Source organism: Roseivirga sp., assembly GCF_034669765.1.
Taxonomy (GTDB): Bacteria; Bacteroidota; Bacteroidia; order Cytophagales; family Cyclobacteriaceae; genus Roseivirga.
Genome location: NZ_JAXMOQ010000001.1, coordinates 421,123 through 443,619 on the forward strand (window position 1 = coordinate 421,123; position 22,497 = coordinate 443,619).

12 protein-coding genes are annotated in these 22,497 nt (G+C 43.3%); 7 read left to right on the forward strand and 5 right to left on the reverse strand.

Translation table 11 applies throughout. The annotated features are described in order from the left end of the window. Positions 1 to 195 precede the first annotated feature (195 nt). Both VOI17_RS01870 and VOI17_RS01875 read left to right on the forward strand, forming a co-directional pair. Positions 196 to 8,370, forward strand: coding sequence for a PKD domain-containing protein (locus VOI17_RS01870; protein ID WP_323755537.1), 8,175 nt, complete (start codon positions 196 to 198; stop codon positions 8,368 to 8,370). Between the two features lie 13 nt (positions 8,371 to 8,383). Further along, the gene (locus tag VOI17_RS01875) at positions 8,384 to 9,412 is read left to right on the forward strand and encodes a type IX secretion system membrane protein PorP/SprF (RefSeq protein WP_323755538.1); all 1,029 of its coding nucleotides are present in this window, start codon (positions 8,384 to 8,386) and stop codon (positions 9,410 to 9,412) included. Between the two features lie 194 nt (positions 9,413 to 9,606). Here VOI17_RS01875 and VOI17_RS01880 read toward each other — a convergent pair whose 3' ends face one another. Further along, positions 9,607 to 10,053, reverse strand: a complete 447-nt coding sequence (locus VOI17_RS01880) for a DUF2141 domain-containing protein (RefSeq protein WP_323755539.1) — start codon at positions 10,051 to 10,053, stop codon at positions 9,607 to 9,609. Positions 10,054 to 10,702: 649 nt separating this feature from the next. Beyond that, on the reverse strand, positions 10,703 to 12,355 hold the full coding sequence (locus VOI17_RS01885) for a hypothetical protein (RefSeq protein WP_323755540.1): 1,653 nt from the start codon (positions 12,353 to 12,355) through the stop codon (positions 10,703 to 10,705). A gap of 183 nt (positions 12,356 to 12,538) precedes the next feature. Between VOI17_RS01885 and VOI17_RS01890 the strand changes: the two genes are divergently transcribed. Further along, entirely contained in the window at positions 12,539 to 13,096 is a 558-nt protein-coding gene (locus tag VOI17_RS01890; protein WP_323755541.1) for a hypothetical protein, read from the forward strand. Between the two features lie 186 nt (positions 13,097 to 13,282). Here the strand turns inward: VOI17_RS01890 and VOI17_RS01895 are convergent, their stop codons facing one another. Both VOI17_RS01895 and VOI17_RS01900 read right to left on the reverse strand, forming a co-directional pair. Then, positions 13,283 to 14,047: a type III pantothenate kinase gene (locus VOI17_RS01895; RefSeq protein ID WP_323755542.1), complete on the reverse strand. Its 765-nt coding sequence runs from the start codon at positions 14,045 to 14,047 to the stop codon at positions 13,283 to 13,285. 42 nt (positions 14,048 to 14,089) lie between these two features. Beyond that, positions 14,090 to 15,790, reverse strand: a complete 1,701-nt coding sequence (locus tag VOI17_RS01900; protein WP_323755543.1) for an amidase — start codon at positions 15,788 to 15,790, stop codon at positions 14,090 to 14,092. A gap of 73 nt (positions 15,791 to 15,863) precedes the next feature. On the opposite strand from VOI17_RS01900, the gene VOI17_RS01905 reads away from it, so the two are divergent. Together VOI17_RS01905 and VOI17_RS01910 are read left to right on the forward strand one after the other, a co-directional pair. Further along, a complete protein-coding gene (locus VOI17_RS01905) occupies positions 15,864 to 16,289 on the forward strand; it encodes a hypothetical protein (protein WP_323755544.1) in 426 nt (141 codons plus the stop codon). Between the two features lie 47 nt (positions 16,290 to 16,336). Beyond that, positions 16,337 to 16,786: a DinB family protein gene (locus tag VOI17_RS01910; protein ID WP_323755545.1), complete on the forward strand. Its 450-nt coding sequence runs from the start codon at positions 16,337 to 16,339 to the stop codon at positions 16,784 to 16,786. A gap of 164 nt (positions 16,787 to 16,950) precedes the next feature. On the opposite strand, the gene VOI17_RS01915 is transcribed toward VOI17_RS01910, so the two are convergent. Further along, positions 16,951 to 18,390, reverse strand: a complete 1,440-nt coding sequence (locus VOI17_RS01915) for a DUF5723 family protein (RefSeq protein WP_323755546.1) — start codon at positions 18,388 to 18,390, stop codon at positions 16,951 to 16,953. Between the two features lie 217 nt (positions 18,391 to 18,607). On the opposite strand from VOI17_RS01915, the gene polA reads away from it, so the two are divergent. Together polA and VOI17_RS01925 are read left to right on the forward strand one after the other, a co-directional pair. After that, positions 18,608 to 21,421: a DNA polymerase I gene (gene polA / locus VOI17_RS01920; protein ID WP_323755547.1), complete on the forward strand. Its 2,814-nt coding sequence runs from the start codon at positions 18,608 to 18,610 to the stop codon at positions 21,419 to 21,421. A 127-nt stretch (positions 21,422 to 21,548) separates the two neighbouring features. Further along, positions 21,549 to 22,496, forward strand: a complete 948-nt coding sequence (locus VOI17_RS01925; RefSeq protein WP_323755548.1) for a pyridoxal-phosphate dependent enzyme — start codon at positions 21,549 to 21,551, stop codon at positions 22,494 to 22,496. Position 22,497 lies beyond the last annotated feature (1 nt).

The following is a 22,497-nucleotide window of genomic DNA, read 5'->3' on the forward strand; positions in this document are numbered from 1 at the left end:
TGACTGACACTTCCTCAAACGCCAGTTAACTTCATATAGTTATATTTCATACAAAACGCTGGTCTTATTTTTCGTTCGTCAAATTGTGTTATTCTAAGTGCTCTGAATTTTAAAAAAGTTGCTTATTGGTAATTAAACGCATACTTTAGTCTCAGTTAGACTCTCTTTCATCTATCACTCTGGACACCAACTAAAATGCTGATTACGGACAGTAAAAAGTGGTTTATTAGAATAATTATATTATTTGCATCCATTTTTGGTCTTGCCCAAAGTGCCTTTGCTCAAGGGCCCACGATAAATGGTGTAATCATTAATAGCTGTGTTGGCGAAATCAGTCTATCCGTATCATCCGAGATAAGTGCTTTGCCTTTAACTTTTGTTTGGCAAGACTCTGGGGGAGCCATCGTGGGTGGAAATTCTTTTCTACTTAATGGCGTAGGAGCGGACGATTATCGAGTTACCGTAACTGACAAAAACGGCAAAACAATTACAGCGGTCTATACCATTACTAGTCCCCCTGATTTGGTGGGCTCGGTAGTGGTAAATGATGTAAGCTGTAAAGAGGGTTCTGATGCACAAGTGGTCGTCAGTATGGCCAATGGAAACCCAGATTATTCTTGGGTGCTCACTAATAGCGGAGGCGGTACTGTTGGTACAGGGAATGCAAGTGGAACCACAATTACAATTACCGGACTCGGTGTGGATAACTATAAACTGGTGCTAACCGATGAAGATGGATGCGATGGAACTATTACCTTTTCAGTAACAGAGCCTGCCAATTTCTTAGGTGGTTCTTTAGTCTCAAAAACCGATGCTACCTGCAGCGACTCAGCTAATGGGAGCTTACAAGTGACAGGAACAGGCGGCTGGGGAAATTATACATATGCATGGTATACCGAGCCAGGAGCAACATACCTTGGAGCTGGGGCTACAATCAACAGCTTACTTCCTGGAGACTATAAGGTTTACATTACTGACGACAAGGGCTGTGTAGTTGAAAGGACATATACCATTGACTCTCCAGACCCAATTGCCATAACCTCTTCAATCACCGATGCCTCTTGTAATACGGGAAATGACGGAGCCATCAATATTTCGGTAACTGGGGGGAATGGAACCTATACCTACAGCTGGAGCAATGGACCAACTTCCGAAGACATTTCGGGTTTAACAGCAGGTAGCTATACGATTACCGTAACCGATGGTAATGGTTGCACATTTTCAAAAACTTTCACCGTAGGAGAGCCGAATGCCTTGGCCATTAACCCGACCATTACTGCTGTTAAGTGCTTTGGTGATAATACTGGAAAGATAGAAACAAACCCTTCGGGCGGAACCGCTCCTTATACTTATTCGTGGTCCACTGGACAAACAGTGAAAACCATAAATAATCAAACAGCTGGCAGTTATACACTAACCGTAACTGATAAAAATGGATGCACAGTATCTGGAACCTATACTATAAACCAGCCAGCAGCAGCACTTTCTGTTCAGTCCATCACCAATAATTCTCCTTCTTGTTTTGGGGAAAGTGACGGTAGCCTAAGTGTGGTAATGCAAGGAGGAACCGCTCCTTATAGCTACGTTTGGTCTAGTGGTTCAAATACCGCGACTGCTTCTGCTTTGGCCTCAGGCAACTATACCATCACCGTAACCGATGCAAACGGATGTACCTACACTAACAACTACACGGTCACCGATCCTCCAAAAGTTATTGTTACCCCCACACTCAACGAACCCTCTTGTAATGGGCAAGCAGACGGAAGTATCACCGTACTTGCCAGTAACGGAACTGGCCCATATACTTATAACTGGAATACTGGAGCTTCTGGCGCAACACTGAGTAATATACCTGCTGGAACCTATACCGTAACAGTAAAAGACGATGGTACATCATGCACAGTAACTCAAAGTGTAACATTAGGTGAGCCTTCACTAATTGTGGATAATGCTGTAGTTGCAGATATCAGTTGCAATGGCCAAGTGGACGGAAGTATAACTTTGGCGCCAACTGGCGGAACCGGTACCTACACATATCTATGGAATAATGCATCAACAAGCAGCAGTATTACAGGCCTTTCTGCAGGCAGCTATTCAGTAACCATTACCGATGACAGCGGTTGCTCTATAAACAAATCCTTCACAATCGTAGAGCCCGATCCGCTCACTTCTACTGTCGTGAAACAAGATGTTTTGTGTAAAGGTCAATCTACTGGGTCCATTGATCTTACGCCTGACGATGGAACAGCCCCTTATACCTTCTCATGGTCGAATGGGGCAGTAACTGAAGATTTAGTAAACGTACCCGCAGGAAACTATTCTGTAACCATAACTGATGCTTCTGGCTGCTCGATTGTTAAAGCCATTACCATTGATGAGCCAGCCGAAGTATTGGTTTTAAGTGGGACAGCCACTAATGTGACTTGCAATGGTGGAGCCAACGGTAAAATTGATTTTACAGTAACTGGCGGAGTTGCTCCATATGCGTACGTATGGAATACTGGGGCTGTTTCTCAAGATTTAAACAACATTGCCCCTGGCGTTTATACCGTGAAAGTAACCGATGCGAATGGTTGTATCAAATTTGATTCATTTACCATTTCGGAACCGGCCGCACTTGCTGTTAGCCCTGCTAAAACAGACATTACTTGTAACGGTGCTGATGATGGAATTATCAATCTTAATGTAAGTGGAGGAACTGCACCTTATATCTATATATGGAATGATGGAAGCATACAGCAAAACAGGACAGGGCTTACTAATGGGAATTATACCGTCACGGTTACCGATGACAATGGCTGCCAGAACACACAGGTTATAACCATTTCCGAACCAGCAGTTTTAAGTGCTACAAGTGTAAAACAAGATGTATTATGTTTTGGTAATGCCACTGGAGTAGCAAATATCACCGTTTCTGGCGGAACTTTACCTTATTCATACTCCTGGTCAAATGGGGCGATAACGGAAGATCTAAATGGTGTAGTAGCGGGGAGCTATACTGCTACCATTACCGATGCAAACGGCTGTGTCACTACGGAGGTCGTTCAAATTAATCAGCCAGCCGCTGCGTTAACTTTCACTCCAACGGTGGGACAAATTACTTGTAATGGTGCCACTGATGGCGCTATTAGTCTGAGTGTATCAGGCGGAACCGCGCCTTACACTTACACCTGGTCAAACGGAAGCACGAGCCAAAACCTAAGTAGTCTATCCCCTGGAACATACAGTGTTACCATCCGCGATGCCAATAACTGTCAAGTGACCGGTTCTTATGACATCACCGATCCGCCCATTCTCAACCTTTCAGGAACAGCAACTGACATTAGCTGTTTTGGAGCAGATGACGGTAAGATTAATATTACGGTTAGCGGAGGCGAAGCACCCTACACTTTTGTATGGTCCAATGGAGATAATACTGAAGATGTCAGTGGCCTGGCTCCCGGGTCCCACACTGTTCAAATTGTTGACAGCCGTGGTTGCTCCACTTCCAAAAGCTTCACCATAAGTCAACCTACGGCACTCAATATTGCTTACACCAATACAGATGTTAACTGTTTTGGAGGCAACAATGCCGCTATAGACCTCACCGTAACTGGAGGAACTGCGCCTTATTCCTATAGTTGGGATAGCGGCCAAGCTCAAGCTGATATCCAAGATTTAATAGCAGGGACTTATACCGTTACTATTACTGATGGAAATGGTTGTGAATCCGTAAAAAGCATTACAATCAATCAGCCAGCAGCGGCCCTATCCATTACAAACACCGTTACCAATCTTAGCTGTTTCGGTTCGAATAATGGCTCGATTGCTTTAGTTCCTTCGGGAGGAACCGCTCCATATACATACAGCTGGAGCAATGGAAAAACCACCCGCGATATTTTTGGACTTACTCCTGGCGCTTACCAAGTAACCGTAACCGATGCCAATGGATGTACAGTTCAAGAGACCTTCAACATTACAATGCCAAGCGCATTAAATGTTACGGCCTCCACATCAAACTTGACATGTAACGGAACATTAAATGGAGCAATCGACTTAACGGTAACAGGAGGAACAGCTCCTTACACATATGCGTGGAACAATGGAGCAACAACACAAGACCTCACCAATATTTCCGGAGGCACTTATCAAGTTACGATCACCGATGCCAACAGCTGTTCATTAAATCGAACTTATACCATTACTGAACCTTTGGCCTTAGTGGCCACCGTTACAAAGCAAGATGTAACCTGTTTTGGGCAAGGTGATGGAGATATTGATGTGACCATTTCTGGTGGTAATGCTCCTTATTCTTATTCATGGAGTAATGGAGCAATAACAAAAGATTTGGCCAATATTTCGGGAGGCACCTATACCTTGACCGTTACCGATAATAAGGGCTGCCAAACCGTAAAAACTGTAATTATTGATGAGCCAACTGCTGCGCTTGCCGCTACAGGAACAACTACAGATGTATCTTGTTTTGGTGGAAATAACGGAGCCGTAGATTTAACGGTTACTGGTGGAACAGCGCCTTATACCTATGCTTGGAATAATGGAAAAACCACCCAAGATGTCTCTGGCTTAACAGCAGGAAATTATCAAGTAGTAGTTACAGACGCTAGAGGTTGTACCGTCTCTGTTACATTTACCATCGGTTCTCCAAGCCAAGTTCAAGCCACTGCTTCCGTTACAAATATTACATGCAATGGCGCTGATAACGGAGCGATTGATTTAAGCCCTTCGGGAGGAACTGCCCCATATACTTTCTTATGGTCGAATGGCGCTACTTCTGAAGATCTTTCATCACAAACACCAGGTAATTATTCGGTGCAAATCACCGATACCAACGGATGTTCCATTTCTAAAAGTTTCCAAATTACGGAACCTGCCGCAATGCAGCTCTCCTTCACTAAAACCGATGTGCTTTGCTTTGGCAACACAACTGGAGCAATCAACATCACAGTTACCGGAGGGGTTGGGGGATATACTTACGCTTGGTCAAATGGCGCTACTTCGGAAGATGTTTCAAGCTTAGCGGCCGGAAATTATTCGGTGACCGTAACGGATGTAAATGGTTGTTCGATAACACAAAATATCCAAATCACTCAGCCAATTGCCGCGCTTTCGGTCTCAGAAACCAATACCAATTTAACCTGCTTTGGAGCCAATGATGGTACCATCGACTTAACTGTTACAGGCGGAACAGCTCCTTACTCTTACGCTTGGAGTAATAGTAAAACTACCCAAGATCTTTTCGGATTGGCTGCTGGTACATACAATGTAACCATCACCGATGCGAATGGCTGTTCGGTACAAAAAAGCTACAACATTACAACCCCTGATGCATTAACCTCTACCAGCTCCGCTCAAAACATCAGCAGTAATGGCCTTACAGATGGCTCCATTGATTTAACTGTAACTGGCGGAACCGCTCCATATGCATATGCTTGGAGCAATGGAGCCACAACAGAAGACCTTTCCAATTTAGCAGTAGGCAGCTATCAGGTACAAATTACCGATGCACAAGGATGCAGCGTTTCGCGAAGCTACAACATTACCCAACCCTTGCCAATAACGCTTAATCATACCGCCAATAACGTGTCATGTTTTCAGGCAAGTGATGGCGATATTACTATCCAAGTATCTGGTGGAACCGCACCCTACACATACCTCTGGAGCAATGGAAGTACTACCAAAGACATTTCATCCTTAGCCGGAGGCAATTACGAGTTGACCGTCACTGATGCCAAGGGTTACACAACCACAAAAAACATTACAATTTCAGCACCATCTTCTGCGCTAAATGCTGCAGCAACAATTACCGATGTAGGTTGCAATGGTCTACCAAATGCACGAATCGACTTAACCGTTACTGGAGGAACAGCACCATACACTTACCTCTGGAGCAACGGTGCAGTACAGAGAGATTTAGTCAACGTTTTTGCCGGAAATTATAATGTGAAGGTGACCGATAAAAATGGCTGTACTTTCTCGGCTTCTTATTCCATTGACCAACCCAACGCAATAACCGCGGACATAGCCGTAACCAATACTACCTGTTTTGGAGATGCCAATGGAAGCGTTATCGTTACCCCAAGTGGTGGAACAGCACCTTACACCTACGTATGGAGTAGTGGCGCTACAAGCAAAGATTTAATCAATGTCGCTGGGGGAACCTATAACCTCACCATCACCGATGCCAATAACTGCTCAAGCACTTCTTCGGTAGAAATTGGTGATTCTAGAAGCTTAAATGTCAGCGTCCAGAAAACGGACGTGCTCTGCAAAGGAGAATCTAATGGAGCCATAGTGCTCAATGTAAAAGGAGGCAGTGGAACGTACAGCTATGTGTGGGACAACGGGTCGGAGGGAAAGGTGCTCAATAACCTTTCGGCTGGTGTATATAAGGTAAAAATATCAGATGCCGCAGGTTGTGCGACCACTGCTTCTGTCGTTATTTCTGAACCAACACTTGCCCTCGGGGTAACGGTAGATAGGACCGAAGAATTTGCCTGTTTTGGTGAAAATACGGGCTTCGCCAACGCAATTCCTTCAGGTGGCGTTGCTCCTTATACCTACCTGTGGAGCAATGGGGCCAGAACAAGACAAATCAATAACCTAATGGCTGGCAATTATACGGTAAGCGTTACCGATGCCAATGGCTGTTTGGTTCAGCAGAGCTTTAGTATTCAACAACCAGCAAAACCTGTCAGTATTAGCGCCAAAGGTGGTTTGCAATTGTCATGTGCTGGCGATGGAGACGGAGCCCTCGAACTGAGTGTGGAAGGTGGTACTGCTCCATATACTTACCTATGGAGTACAGGAAGTACAGACCCAAAAATTGAAAATTTAACTGCTGGAGATTATACCATTCGAGTTTCAGATGCAAAAGGCTGTATCACGGAAAAAGTATTCTCAGTGGAAGAACCAAGTCCTCTAGTTATTGCAGACGCCAGAATAAATGAAAGTCAATGTTTTGATGATAGAAACGGTTCTATCGACCTCGATGTTAGCGGAGGAGTATTCCCTTATACCTATCAGTGGAGCAATGGAGCCACCACCAAAAACCTAGTCGGTATTTCAGCCGGAACTTTCATTGTTGAAATTACCGATGCCAATGGCTGCTCTGTGCAAGGATCTTATACACTCAGCACTCCAGAACGCTTTATTGCAGCTCCTTTTATTTCGGAAGTGAGTTGTGTAGGAGCGAATGACGCTTCCATTTCCCTCAATATTGAAGGTGGAATTGCACCACTCTCCATCCAATGGAATACAGGGGCTTCAACAGAAGTAATTACAGGTTTGGCGCCTGGCCAATACAACGTGCTGATATCGGATAAGAAAGGCTGCACCATCCAAAAACTGTTCAACATTATTGAACCTTTACCACTCACCTTAGACGCCTATATTGAAGAGGCCGCCCGTTGCAATGATCCAAAAAGTGGAAGGGTGAATGTGATTGTTTCGGGAGGAAGAGAGCCATATACCTACCGTTGGAACAACGGGCAAACAACGTCTGAACTTATAAATGTTTTACCAGGAACCTATGTGGTAACTGTATCAGATCGATACGGTTGTGAAGTGCAAGGCACCTACACGGTACAGCAGCCAGAGCCTTTGCGCATAGGGCTCACCTCCGTTCGGGAAGTGGATTGTGAAAACCGACTGGCTGGCATGAGGGTAAAAGCCAATGTAACGGGCGGGTCAGGAGACTACAGCTACAGATGGAGTTTAGGCAGTAGCAACAACAACGAAGTTTTTCTTACCCAACCCGGAAGACTTAGTTTAGAGATATTAGACAACCGAGGTTGTGTACAATCCAAAGCCATAGACATTTCGATTCCAGATTTTGGCGAAGCAGAGTTCTCATACAATGCAGAATCGCTTAGGGAAATGGGAGATTTAGCCGCGAATGATCCTGTCAATTTTTATGATGAATCTGTAGGAGACATTATCGATTGGGATTGGGAATTTGGAGATGGTTTCGATTCAGATGAAATCGATCCAATTCATACTTATGATTCTCCCGGAAAGTACACTGTCACCCTCATTACAACGGACAATACGGGTTGCACTTCCTCCAAAACTACTGTTTTAGAAATTACAGAAGGCTACAGAATTATGACCCCGAACGCTTTTAGCCCCAATGGAGATGGCAACAACGATTACTTCCGCCCAGAGTTCTTAGGCCTAGTTACTGTACAATTCTCTGTTTTCAACACTTGGGGTGAACTGGTTTTCAGTACCACACTATTGGAAACCAAAGGCTGGGATGGAATTGTAAAAGGGATTCCTGCGGAAAATGGAAACTATGTCTACAAAATTTCTGGGTTTACCCAAAACGGTTTGAAGGCAGAACGAAATGGGGTTTTCTCACTGATTAAATAATTAAACAAACACTATGAAAAGACTTCTACCTCTCACTTTGTGTTTAATCAGTCTCTTCTGGTCAGAAAAGGTACAAGCACAAGATCCGCAGTTTTCGCAATTTTATGCCTCTCCCATGTACCTCAACCCAGCTTTAGTAGGTTCTACTGACCGTGGCAGAGCAGGAGTTAACTATAGAAATCAATGGCCTTCACTTGCCCATTCTTTCACAACCATGTCGGCCTATGCCGATTTCTTTTCCAAAGCCATTGAGAGTGGTGTGGGCGTTATTGTAAACCAATACAGAGAAAGCTTTTTAAATTATGAGTCGAATGAAATTGGAGCTGCTTATTCCTACAAAATGAGAATTTCAGATGCCTTGGTCATGCGCACAGGTATTCAGCTTTCCTACTTCAGCAAAGACCTTAATTTCGAACAGTTAGTGTTCGGCAACCAGATTGACATTGACAACGGGCAGGTCATTGGACCTTCAGGCGAAGCTTTTGACCGTGGTAAAAAAGTTGATTTTATGAGTGCCTCGGCTGGCGGCTTGTTTTATACCAATACGCTATGGATTGGTGCGGCAGTGCATCATATCAATGAGCCCAACCAATCCTTTTTAGGAGAAGAAAGTAGATTGGCTAGAAAATTTTCCGTTCATGCGGGATATAAACTCAACCTAGGAAATGGTAGAAGACTCCGCACTATTTCTTATGCCTTTCAGGAGCGATCGGTCACTTTTGCGCTCAACTATAAAAAGCAGGCGGGCTTCAATCAATTGGATGCAGGCATGCAGTTCTATTTTCAGCCTTTGGTGATTGGTGGTTGGTACCGAGGTATCCCCGTGCAAACGGTAGATAAAGTCATAAAAAATGAATCCATCATTGGCCTATTAGGTTTGGAAATCACCCCAGACCTGTCCATCGGTTATAGTTACGATTTTACGGTTTCAAGCCTTGCGGGCTCCACCGGTGGCGCCCATGAATTTTCACTGACCATCAGTTTTGGCCAAATCGTAAAACGCACCCGCAGAGATACCATTTTGCCTTGTTTTAAGTATTGATACCAACTAGTTCTCCTGCTCGTTTGCAACGAGCAGAAACTACTATAGAATTTTGGTTTCATCATTGTGCTGCATCCTCGTTACAAACGAGGATGAGTGGAAGGAAAATCAAAACACATGATGATGTTTTGAAACTCACGAAAACAAAAAAAGCCGTACTCCCGCACGGCTTCAATTTATTTGCAAGCTCAGGTTTAGTAGCCTCCCAAATACATCATACCAAAAGTGATTTCGGCATGCTTATTTGCTGCAAAAGCAGCATCATTAAACGATGGGGGACCATCACTGCCCATGGCATTATTCGAAAACCCAAAGCCTTCAGTAGGCATTCCATATTCGTTTGTGTCCATGTCTTCATTTCCGTTTTCATCGTGTATTACCGCAATGGCATAATCTCCGGCAGGCACTCCTTCAAAAGTTATTTTTTTATCAGATGATGATTTTAACACCACTACCTGGGTCATATAAGGCTCGCCTTGTGGAAAGTCAGTATCCTTATTATACAGTCCGACCAATAAGGAACCCGTACTATTGCGAACATTACTTATCGTTACTGTAATGGTGACTTTGTCTTGTGGTTGTGGACTGAATGAACTTGTAAATAATAATAGGGCTGTAATAACTGTGCTTAAAATTTTCATGGCTTTTGGCTTTAAGTTTTGACTTCGTGTTTTAATGATGACACTAAGGTGAGGGCAAATTGCCAGGCCTAAAAAAAAGAGTTACCGAACCGTAGAATCCGCTGGATGAATTGTAAGAAAAGTCCTCACTCCTCCTCGTTTGCAACGCGTAGGAATTACCAAAGCATTTCTAATGCGATTTACCTCAAACGATCTTTTGCCCTACACCGTTAAAACAGCTATTGTTCTATCTCATTTTTGGACCTGTGCGGCATCCTCGTTACAAACAAGGATGAGTCAATCTTTAGCATTACTTCCAGCCTTTGGTGAGTACCTATCGTATTCTTTAGCAGCTAACCTCCTCCTCGTTTGCAACGAGTAGGAATTACCAAAGCATTTCTAATGCGATTTACGCTGTGCAGCATCCTCGTTACAAACGAGTATGAGTGAAGAGTTGAGGATGAGTGAAGAGTTGAAAATGAGTCAGTCTTCAACATAACTTCCAGCCTTTAGCGACAATCTTGCCTAACCTCCTCCTCGTTTGCAACGAGGAGGAATTACCAAAGCATTTCTAATGCGATTTACACTGTGCAGCATACTCGTTACAAACGAGGATGAGTGAAGAGTTGAAGATGAGTCAGTCTTCAACATAACTTCCAGCCTTTAGCAGTTAATCTTGTACCGTGATTAGCTTCACCTGATCGTCCACTCCCGTCATTTGCCAATGACCGAGCGCAATAGGAATAGAACCAATACTATTCAATTCATCAAAGAAATTCTTGACTTTAAAAGTTTCTCCATTGCCTTCAGTAACTCGTGCATAATCTGCCATGGCGCTTTCTAAAAGGTACTTACCCGTAATATAGCTTGTGCCATAACCCGGCTGCCTTAAATAAAGATGCTGCTCAAAAAGAAGCAATTCCTTTTCGGTTTTCATCCAACCGCGAGGGGTAAATTCTGAATGTATTCCTCCTGCTTCTTCGCTGTTCATCTCGTTGGCATGGGCATAGAGAGAACCCAATCCACGTGCTGCCCTTTGCGCAATCATAATGTACACGATTTCGCGCACCCTCGGATCATCATCATACAATCCAGCATCCATAAACATTTCTTCCACAGCGGTGGCGGTGCCTTCATTGCGCGAATCGAAAATATTGTAAAGCAAAGCACCTCGTCTGATTTCACTTTCTTGTGGTTCATTGTCCATTCTTGCCAATTCGAACCAATGGTAGAAATGCGAGTAAAGTGGGCGGGCATCAAAGTGCTGACCAATCGAGAAGAAGTTCCTTTTTTCACGAGGGATATATTCACCAAGGTGGGCGTACAAAGCGGTGTCGAAGTAATCCTTTACGGTGACTATTTCCTGCTCATACAAAAAGGTGAGCAAGCCTTTGGCCGATCGATCTGCCATGGCATCGTATTCCTCTGGCGAATTGGCATCTTCAAGCTCCGATAAATAGCGGTTGCGGTGTTCTTCCAATTTCAAGGCTGTCCAAGCACGGGCCAATTCTCTTTTGAGAATCATTACTTCATCTTCCCAAGTAAGCGGTACCAAATGAACGTTTTGCTGATACCAAGTATAATTCTCTTTACCAATACCCGATGGTCCCGTTTTACTTTTTCCCTCACTTTCTAGCCAAGTGACCAAGTCGTTAGTGGAGTTAATTGCCTTATCAATCGCGCTGGTCATTTCATTATCATTGGCTATGCTTTCCCATTTTTTGATGGTGTTTAAATCATTCGTTTGGTTTCGAATGTCTCTGATGCCCGCAATCCACAAGTCTTTTGCATTGCCCGTGAGGTTCTTTTTGGCTTGTTCGTTAAAGGCGGGTATGGATTCAAACCCACTTAAAAGCTTTGCTCTATCTTCAGTATTTAAAGGGAAATCGTATTTCCATATATCGATGGCGCCATGGTTCGTTGGCCCTTCGTGTGCGGGAACATCACTGCGCTCCATCCAAATGGTTTTATAAAAAGCAGGGTCTCTTTGCCAAGGTTTCAGAATCCGGTCATTAAAATCATAGCCGTTCATTTCTGCCCAAACAATGTGATAATCTACTTGCTCGGCTACTGACCAACCAGCGGTATCCATCGCCAATAACTTTGCTTGAAGTTGCTTAAAGGCTGGAAACCGTTCTTTGAAAGTAGCTTCTCTGTAATCAGGCGCACCATCAAGAAGTGGAGGGTTTTCAAATGTTCTCCATGCCTTAAAAAGATCGACCAAATCGGAATATTCTCTGGTGACCGCAGCTGTTGGCTCACTTGAAGGCGTTTTACAGCCTAACATGACGAAGAGCAGCAAAAAGGGAAGGTACTTGTGCATAAGGTTGAATTGTGGTTAGAGGCTTAATTTAGTCAATTTGAAAATGATAAATAACTCCGCCTCCTTGTTTGCAACGAGGAGGAACTACTAAAGTATTTTTAATTCGGTTTACCCCACCTGGCACATTCGATTGGCGAGTACCTATTTTGTTATGTACTTTTAGAGTGGCTTTAATTGAGATAAATGAAGAGACTCTTTAAAATATTGGTTTCTGTATTGGCTATCTTGTTAGTCGTAATAATTTTTGTCCCAAACGCATTTATTGACACTGTTTCCTTTTTTGACATTGAACTAAGAAATAGTTCAAAATACTATTCCTCAATAGATGGCAACAAAGAATGGAAAAGGCTTGATGTGGGGCCTTTTACAGTTGATATACCTGACGATTTTAGGTACATCAAAAGAAATAGTTCAGATGGTATTATTGGAGATATTAAAGGAAGGGGAACCAGAATCTATTTTAATCACAGTTCTTTTATTGGCTATGTAACTAATTTACAAGAGAGCGATATAAATCAAAATAACTATTCATTTAACTCCGACACTGTTAATAACACCATCAGATTATTAGCCATACCAAAAAACGGTGGTTCGATGAGCATACAGGTGGAAGATTATACTGAGGAGAAGTTTGAAGATGAATGGAGAACATTCTACGGGGTAGAAATGATGATATCTTCAAAAACCTATGATGAAGACCTTGTTCTCAAGATTTTTAAAACAATAAGGTTGAAGAATTAACTCACTCCTCCTCATTTACAACAATAAGGAACTAGTAAAGCATTTTTAACTCGATTTACACTTTGTAGCATCTTCGTTACAAACGAAGATGAGTGAAGCGTTGAGGATCAAAAAGTTTACAACATTAATTTCACTTCAACTGCTCAACTGGTCTTTGCGTCTCGCTGAGACCACATCTGATCATATTCACTTCAACCGCTCATGAATCAACCTTAAGCCATCAAGGGTAAGGTGGCGGTTCACTTCGTCAAAGCGTTCGTGGAGCGGGGTAAGCACTGAAGAAAGACCACCTGTGGCTACTACTTTGAAATTTCTCCCCATCTCTTTTTGAATTCGATCGAGCATTCCCTCCACCATACTCACATAGCCCCAAAGCACTCCTGCTTGTATGGCATGCACCGTGTTTTTTCCAATTACTGATGTGGGTAATTCCAAAGGCACATCTGGCAACTGTGCCGTATTTCCAACCAAAGCTTTAATGGCTGTTTTTAAGCCCGGAGCAATATTTACCCCGTGAATATTGCCCGAAGCCTCCACCACCGTAAAGGTGAGGGCGGTGCCAAAATCCACCACAATACAATCGGTTTTATAAAGACAATGGGCCGCCATGGCATTGGCCATTAAATCCGTTCCAATGCTGTGGGGGTTGCTGGTGATAATGGGCAATTGATCGTAGTATTTCGGGCCAATAAATACATGCTCGCATTCAATTAAATTCGACCAGAACTCAGCCAAAATGCCGTTCATTTGTGGCACCACAGAGGAAATAATGATGCCGTCAACATCGCTCAATTTGAGATCGTTTTCCATAAAATTGAGACGCAAAAACACCTCATATTCGATCTGATTTTTTATCGGGAGGGTATTAAATCGCCACTCGTGAATCCACGCGTTTCCATCATGAACTCCAAAAACAATATTGGTATTCCCTGCATCAATGGCTAAGAGCATTTTCTCAATTTTTAAGCACCAAACAATAAACCCAAATGACCTCTATTTTTTCACAAACAGAGGAGGGTTCTCTTCATCAAAACCCGTGGCGTCTTGATAAGCCCTGGCCACCGCTAAAATCGTGGCTTCATCATACAAGTTGCCAATAAACGAAATACTGGTTGGACTTCCGTTTTGGTTGTAGCCATTTTTCATCACCACTGCCGGATGCCCTGTAAGGTTGGTCGTTGAAAGCTGGTTATTTCCCGTGCTCGGACTAATAATCACATCATAATCCTTCATCAATTCATTCACTTTTTGCATCACTTCATAGCGCACACGGTTGGCGTTGATGTAATCTACAGCAGTAATAAAACGCGCTTCGCGGAAGGAGTTTGGCCAAGCGCCTGAGTTCTGTCGAACCAAAAGACTGTCTCGGTTAGAGCGTGTCAGTTCATCAAAAGCAGCAGCAGCCTCGGCCGAAAGAATGTTCAACATTCCTCCAAAAGGAAGGTCAGAAACCCATTCTACGGGTTTCAAATCTGCGCCCAACTTTGTCAACTCGTCCAGCACCTGCTGGTCGTTTTTCTTCTGAGTTTCGTTGCGGGTATTATCGAAATAAGACTTGAGGTAGCCCACTCTTAGTTTCGATAAATCCACTTTCCCATTATAATTGAAAGGGGCGTCTTGTACCGAAAGGTCGATCCCGTCAGAACCCCGGATGACCTCAAAAACCAAAGCACAATCGAAGGCATTTCGAGCAATCGGGCCAATCTTGTCCATGCTCCAGCTGAGCGCCATCGCACCTGCTTTGCTCACTCGACCAAAAGTAGGTCGAAGGCCAGTCACCCCGTTTCGGGTAGAAGGCGAAACAATAGAGCCCAAGGTTTCTGTGCCCAAAGCAAAAGGCACCAGACCAGCCGATGTAGCCGAAGCCGAACCCGCTGAAGATCCGCTGGCACCTTGCTCCAAATTCCATGGGTTTTTGGTGGTTCCGCCATACCAAACATCGCCCATGGCCAAAGCGCCCAAAGTAAGTTTAGCGACTAAAACTGCTCCAGCATCGTCTAATTTTTTGATTACGGTGGCCAATTCATCACCACGGTCTTGGTCTTTATAAGGTCCAGCTCCCCAAGTGGTTTTATAGCCCGGAACGGCAAGCAAATCTTTTGCTCCGTATGGAATACCGTGCAGCGGACCCAAATAAGTGCCTTTCGCCAACAGATCATCCGCCTTTTTGGCCTGCGCCAAAGCGCGTTCTTTGGTAATGGTAATGACGGCCTCTAGCGTTCCTCCGTGTTTTTCTAGCCTGTCGAGGAAGAATTGGGTAAGCTCAACCGAACTGATCTTCTTATTTTTAATCAGGGAAGAAAGCTGCGCCACGGTATAAAAAGCCAAGTCGTTCTTATCTGTTGGCATTTCTACCTTATTCGGCAAAAGCCATTCAATTTTCTTTTGAGCAGGAAAGTTTGTTTTCCCAATATTCGGGTTGAATAAAACGGCTGGCGGAGTTGCATTATCTAAGTGATATTCGTGCAGTTCGCGGACATCCGCCAAACCTCTGTTCAGGTTAGGAAGTAGCTGTTCAATCTCAGCATCAGTCAGTTGCAGGTCAATTATTTTTTGAGCCGATTGAACATCAGTCTTTTCGATTTTGATTTCCTGAGCTACTTTGTAGCCCATTACAAAACCAGAAGAAACCAACAGTACCACCAAAAAAGCGGCAATTGGAATTCTGAACTTACGGGGATTTGGTTGTTTCATGGGTTTAATTTAAATGTTTTACCGTCCTTTGCAGAACAATAACAAAGCTAACAATCTGCTAAAGTTTTAAGTTATGAAAACGATGAAAACACAACAAGCTTTATTTCCTAACTGGATGCGCGGATTTCTACTGATCGCCTGTGTTTATAATATGTTTTGGGGCATTTTCATCGCCTGGTTTCCAGAAAGCTTTTACCATTGGGTAACCGAAAGCCAAAATGCCGCGCCAGAAATTATCATTTGGCAAGGTAGAGCGGGCTTAATTTTAGGCTTTGTTTATTTTGCTTCTGCCCTTCATCCCGGCAAACTTTGGTACCTTCCGCTTATTGGTGCGCTTACCAAAATTGGTGGTGCAATATGGTTCTATGCTGTCATTTTAGAAGGGAAAGTTGGCGATCAAGGCTTGTTCCACCTGATTATGAATGATGGAATTTGGGTTCCTTTTTTAATTGCAATTGCCATTAAAGGACATGCCTATAAAAAGGCAAAAGCGATTTAATTCTGTTTGTTCTATGTACTCATTTATAACCTTCTAACGACTAAATTATGAAAGAGCGCTTTACCAGACTTTATGAATACAACATTTGGGCAAACAATCTTTTTGCCGATGTGCTCAAATCCAACGTTTATAAAAACGAAAAAATCACCAACCTTTTCCACCACATTGGAAATGCCCAGCTCATTTGGCTCGATAGAATTACCCATGCCGAAGAAGACGTTCCAGGAGTTTGGACTGAAGGAAACTTATCAGAAGCGATTGAACTGGTAAAACGAAGCAGCCAACGATGGTTAGATTTCATCTATTCTCAAGAAGAATATGAAGATGTGGTTGAATATAAAGATTCAAAAGGCGATACTTACGAAACCCGTATTTCTGATATTCTAACGCATGTTGCAAATCATGGAACTCACCATAGAGGCCAGTTGGCGACTTTGCTGCGCGAAGAGGATATTGAGCCTCCAGTAAGTGATTTCATTTTTTTTGTGAGGGCTTAAACCCGGATTATGCAATAGACTATCTATTACGGACGCAACTCACTTTGAATCAGTCGCTACCCTTCGTTTGGCTTTTCACCAAAGCGGTGCTATATTTTCAAAGCCAAACTTCCTGATTATTTGCGGTTTACGCCCTCATAACAATCTCTATTGCATAATCCGGGTTAAAAGAAGATCCACTTCTTCCTTTTGTAGATCGGAGTACGTTTCGTCCTCGTTAGGGCCGTTCCTCTTGTGGAACCAAAACAGTAAGGTTTTTTTGAGTTGGCCTTAAGCTGATTGATATTGATGCTGAAGAAAAAACTACCTGTATTAGGTTCACTACTCAAAAGCGACCCCAAACTCTGAGTACCTAACGTAACTGGCCCATAGCGAGCTGCCAATCCCAAATGAAGCGCCCCTTGCTGATTGATATACAACGGTGCATAAATGGCTTTTTTCTCATGTTCCCAACGGGGAGAAATCGTGAGGCTATGTTGGTAATTGAGTCGGTAATCTGCTTTAGAAAAACTCGTTAAATCTATTCTGGCAAAAGCCCCAACGTAATAGTCGTTTCCGAAATTGTAATCATAACCAAGGTTAAGCGTTGTGGGTAAACTCAGGGTATATTCTCCATTTAGGGAGGAAGTTTGAGCCACTGTAGAAAGACTATCTGCTACGCCTCTAAAGCTGGCAATCTCGCTAAAAAGAGTGTCCAAATTTGACGCAATAATGTTGCTCAATAAACCAGTACTTTGTGTAGAAGCCGTTCCATATTGAAACTTCATCATCCCAATATCAGTGATGCTTGCACTCAGTTTAAATTCATAATCAATATCCCTGTTTCGGTTGGTACCGTTCTCATTTTTTGAGGGCTCCCAAAAAGACACTCTTTCGTAAACCAAACCAAAATCAAGTCCAAAGCGATTGCCAATTAAATCAGGCAAGCGATCTAATTTTTCAGTACCATCAAATTGTTCAAAGCGGTTAAGGTTAGAAGAATAACCAAAGGCCAATTCAGCATTGGTTAAATTGGCAAAGCCAGTATTATCGGTTGAATAGCTAATGTTTTTAACATCCAAAAAAGCACTTCCTCGTGGGTTGATCAGCTTAAAAGTTGCTCCGGCTTTCCAACGATTAAAACCATCATCCTTTAAAATTTTAGCATAAGTAAGTCCATATTCTCTCCAAAGTGCAGTCGCAAATTCTCCCGTTTGATTAGTGGCTTGTGTATTCAAAAACTGAGGCTGCGTGAACCTTCCCATTTGGGTAATAAACTCTGGGCTGAAGTCGATCGCACTTCCGTGCGCTCGCATTCGATAAGTAAACCCTATGGATTCATTGCCCTTTAAGGTAACCATTCCCGAGATTCCTCCCAAGGCAATATTTGAGTGTAAAAACCTTTGGCCGCCATTGAGGTACCGAACAAAACCCCGGCTGGTTTCTGTGCTTTTTATGTAGGCCATGTTATTGGTGAGGAAGTAATTCGCATTCACCAAACTGATGTCGTACTTGTAAGGTGAGCCGGCCAAGTTTGCTGGTTGAAATTGCGCCCCTATAATTCCAGAAAAATCTGAATGCATATAGCCATTAAAGCTTTGGCCCATCATTAGCTGTGCCGACAAAAAACTTACAACGACAAATAAAATTCGCAAAATAGAGTTGTACAAACGATGGAACATTGAAAGTACGGGAAAATCCCATAAATATTTTATTCATCAACAGATTTCCACAAAACCTTATTAATCAACTGACTGGCACTGCCTTTCACTACTCTTTTTTTTATAAGGAATTAATCAAAATTCTATTTCCCTAAGTACTCGGATTACTTACCTTTATTGAATGAGTAAACCCGAAAAATCACTCTTCCTTCTGGATGCCATGGCATTGATTTACCGTGCCCATTTTGCCTTCAGTAAAAACCCAAGAATCAGTTCAAAAGGACTCAACACAGGAGCCGCTTTTGGTTTCACCAATAGCCTTTATGAGATTTTAGATAAAAAGAAACCTACCCATATTGCCGTGGCCTTCGATACGCATGCCCCAACTTTTAGGCATATCGATTACCCGCTTTACAAAGCCAATCGCGATGCCCAGCCAGAGGATATTCGCATTGCAATTCCTTTGGTCAAAGACATTGTTAGGGCTTTCAACATTCCTGTATTGGAACTCGATGGCTATGAAGCCGATGATGTGATTGGCACATTCGCTAAAAAAGCTTCAGCCGAAGGTTTTGAAGTTTTTATGATGACGCCCGATAAAGATTTTGGCCAATTGGTGGAAGAACATGTTTACCTCTATAAGCCTGCATTTATGGGCAATGGAGTTGATATTATGGGAATTCCGGAAGTATTGGCCAAATGGGACATCGAAAGAATTGATCAGGTGGTAGACATGCTCGGTTTGCAAGGGGATGCCGTAGATAATATCCCTGGTATTCCTGGTGTAGGCCCAAAAACGGCTGCTAAACTTTTGAAAGATTATGATACGGTTGAAGGCATCATCGCGCATTCGCATGAGCTAAAAGGAAAACTGAAAGAACGGGTTGAAGAGTTTGCCGCCCAAGGTTTGCAGTCTAAAGAATTGGCTAGAATCTGCATCACTGTACCCATCGATTTTGATTCCTCCACCATGGAGTACAAAGGGCCCGACAAAGAAAAGCTGACTGAAATTTTTGAAGAGCTAGAGTTCCGTACCACTTTGAAACGGATTTTAGGAGAAACTCCTGCGGCCCCAACGGCATCTAAGCCAAAAGCGGTTGCCAACACTTCTCAAATGGGTCTTTTTGGCGATGCTACACCAACACTTTCAAATGACCCTGAAGAAGCTGCTGCCTCAGAAAAAAACACGCTGGCCAACACCGAGCACGATTACCATTTAATCGACACGCCTCAAAAGAGAAAAAGGCTGATCAAGTATTTGATGGTGCAAAAAGAGCTTTGCTTCGATACAGAAACCGACAATTTGGAGCCAATCGAAGCCAACATGGTTGGGCTGTCTTTTTCTTATAAAAAGGGAGAAGCCTATTATGTTCCCACCCCACAAGACCGCGAAGAAGCCCAAGCCATTATTGAGGAATTCAGACCTGTTTTCGAAAATGAAGCCATTCTGAAAATTGCGCAAAACGCGAAATACGATATTCAGATCTTGAAGAATTACGGTGTTGAAGTGAAAGGGCCAATCTTCGATACCATGATTGCCCATTATTTGATCGATCCAGACACACGCCATAATATGGATGTGTTGGCCGAAAATTATCTCAATTATACGCCAGTTTCGATTACCGAACTCATCGGTAAAAAAGGAGTGAAGCAAGGCAACATGAAAGATGTGGACATCCATAAAGTAGCCGAATACGCTGGTGAAGATGCCGATATCACCTTCCAGCTAAAACAGGTTTTTGCGCCATTGATGGAAGAAAGCAAAGTGACCAAACTTTTTGACGAGGTGGAAATTCCTTTGGTCAACGTATTGGCCGACATTGAATATAATGGCGTAAAAATCGATGTCGATGCCTTGGCCGTGATGTCGAAAGAGCTGGAAGAAGAAAGCTTAAAAGCCCAAACCCAAATCTTCGAATTGGCGGGTGTTGAATTCAATATTGCATCGCCAAAACAGTTGGGCGAAATACTATTCGATCAGATGAAGCTGATTGAAAAACCGAAGAAAACTAAAACAGGTCAGTATGCTACGGGCGAAGATATTCTTTCGAAACTGGCGGTAGAGCATGACATTGCGCGTATCATTTTGGAGTTCAGGGAATACCAAAAACTGAAGTCTACTTATGTAGATGCCCTTCCTAAAATGATCAGTCCGATTGATGGTTTGGTGCACACCGATTACCGTCAGGCGGTGGCGGCTACGGGGCGTTTGAGTTCAAATAACCCCAACCTCCAGAACATTCCGATCAGAACTGAAAAAGGACGTGAAATCAGAAAGGCATTTATTCCTCGTTCCGAAGATCATATCCTTTTGGCTGCGGATTACTCGCAAATAGAACTGCGCATTGTAGCGGCTTTTGCCGAAGATGAAAGTATGATGGATGCCTTTAAAAACGGGCGAGACATTCACTCCACCACGGCCTCAAAAGTATTTGGTGTTCCCTTGGAAGAAGTAGATCGCGACATGCGAAGAAAAGCCAAAGAAGTAAACTTCGGTTTGATCTATGGCATTTCAGCTTTTGGTTTGGCGCAAAATATTGGCATCTCCCGTACGGAAGCCCAGCAAATTATTACGGCTTATTTCAATGAGTTTCCTGGCGTGAAAAAATTCATGGATGCCCAAGTGAACAAAGCGCGTGAGTTCACTTATGTTGAAACCATTTTAGGCCGAAGAAGGTATTTGCGTGACATTCATTCTAAAAACATGGTAGGCCGTGGCCATGCTGAACGAAATGCAATTAATGCCCCAATTCAGGGCAGCGCTGCGGATATGATTAAAGTGGCCATGATCAGCATTCACGATTGGATGAAGAAAGAAAAGCTTCAATCAAAAATGATTATGCAGGTGCATGATGAACTCGTTTTCGATGTGTACAAACCCGAGCTTGAAATGATGAAAGAGCGTGTTCCGGCATTAATGAAATCGGCCATTGAGCTTTCAGTGCCTATGGAAGTAGAAGTAGGCGTGGGCGACAATTGGCTGAAAGCGCATTAATAAGTTGAGTCTGTTTATTTTACTCAACCCTCCAAAAGTTCAAGTTCACAGTTCAGATGTGTTTAATAAATTCTGAGCATATCAAAGCATCAACTTTTGGAGGGTTTTTACCATATTTAAAACCACTATGGAATTACCGATCAGTTTAGCAGAGCTTCGCGAAGCACACGAACGCATCAAACCGTTCATTCATCGCACCCCGATTCTTACTTCGGAAAGTATCAATGCCATTGCAGGCTGCGAAGTGTATTTCAAGTGCGAGAACCTTCAAAAGATTGGGGCTTTTAAAGCACGCGGAGGATTGAATGCTGTGCTTTCTCTTTCCGAGGCACAAAGGGCGAAGGGTGTGGTAACGCACAGTTCGGGAAACCATGCGCAAGCCGTAGCCATGGCGGCCAAGACCTGTGGCATTCCTGCTTACATTGTAATGCCCAACACCGCACCTGAAGTAAAGAAAAAAGCAGTGGCGGGTTATGGCGCAGAAATCACTTTTTGCGAACCCAACCAAGCGGCTAGAGAAGCAGCGGCCAATCAGATTATGGAAGCAACTGGAGCGACTTATGTTTCGCCTTACAACGATAATAAAGTCATCGAAGGGCAGGGCACTGCGGCCATAGAGTTTATGGAAGACCAGCCTGATTTGGAAGTTTTGATGACGCCTGTGGGTGGTGGTGGCTTGTTGGCCGGAACCGCATTGGCCGCTCATTATTTAAAGCCCGATCTTAAAATTTATGCTGGCGAACCAGAGGGCGCCATGGACACTTTTCTTTCCATGCAAAAGGGTGAAATTGTGCCGAACAAAACCACAAACACCATTGCCGATGGACTTTTGGTGACTGTAGGCGATAAGAACTTTGCCATTATTCAGAAATTGGTGGACGGAATTTTGGTGGTGAATGACCAAGAAATAGCCCATGCCATGCGCTTGATTTGGGAGCGAATGAAAATCGTAGTAGAGCCTTCTGGCGCTGTGCCTTTTGCTGCTCTATTAAAGTACAAAGCCCAATTTGCTGGCCAAAAAGTAGGCATCATTATCAGTGGTGGCAATGTGGATTTAGGGAAGTTGCCTTTCTAAA

Excerpts from the sequence above, each read along its gene's own strand:
- VOI17_RS01870 (WP_323755537.1), top strand. The coding sequence starts at position 196 with ATGCTGATTACGGACAGTAAAAAGTGGTTTATTAGAATAATTATATTA.
- VOI17_RS01875 (WP_323755538.1), top strand. The coding sequence starts at position 8,384 with ATGAAAAGACTTCTACCTCTCACTTTGTGTTTAATCAGTCTCTTCTGG.
- VOI17_RS01880 (WP_323755539.1), bottom strand. The coding sequence starts at position 10,053 with ATGAAAATTTTAAGCACAGTTATTACAGCCCTATTATTATTTACAAGT.
- VOI17_RS01885 (WP_323755540.1), bottom strand. The coding sequence starts at position 12,355 with ATGCACAAGTACCTTCCCTTTTTGCTGCTCTTCGTCATGTTAGGCTGT.
- VOI17_RS01890 (WP_323755541.1), top strand. The coding sequence starts at position 12,539 with ATGAAGAGACTCTTTAAAATATTGGTTTCTGTATTGGCTATCTTGTTA.
- VOI17_RS01895 (WP_323755542.1), bottom strand. The coding sequence starts at position 14,047 with ATGCTCTTAGCCATTGATGCAGGGAATACCAATATTGTTTTTGGAGTT.
- VOI17_RS01900 (WP_323755543.1), bottom strand. The coding sequence starts at position 15,790 with ATGAAACAACCAAATCCCCGTAAGTTCAGAATTCCAATTGCCGCTTTT.
- VOI17_RS01905 (WP_323755544.1), top strand. The coding sequence starts at position 15,864 with ATGAAAACGATGAAAACACAACAAGCTTTATTTCCTAACTGGATGCGC.
- VOI17_RS01910 (WP_323755545.1), top strand. The coding sequence starts at position 16,337 with ATGAAAGAGCGCTTTACCAGACTTTATGAATACAACATTTGGGCAAAC.
- polA (WP_323755547.1), top strand. The coding sequence starts at position 18,608 with ATGAGTAAACCCGAAAAATCACTCTTCCTTCTGGATGCCATGGCATTG.
- VOI17_RS01925 (WP_323755548.1), top strand. The coding sequence starts at position 21,549 with ATGGAATTACCGATCAGTTTAGCAGAGCTTCGCGAAGCACACGAACGC.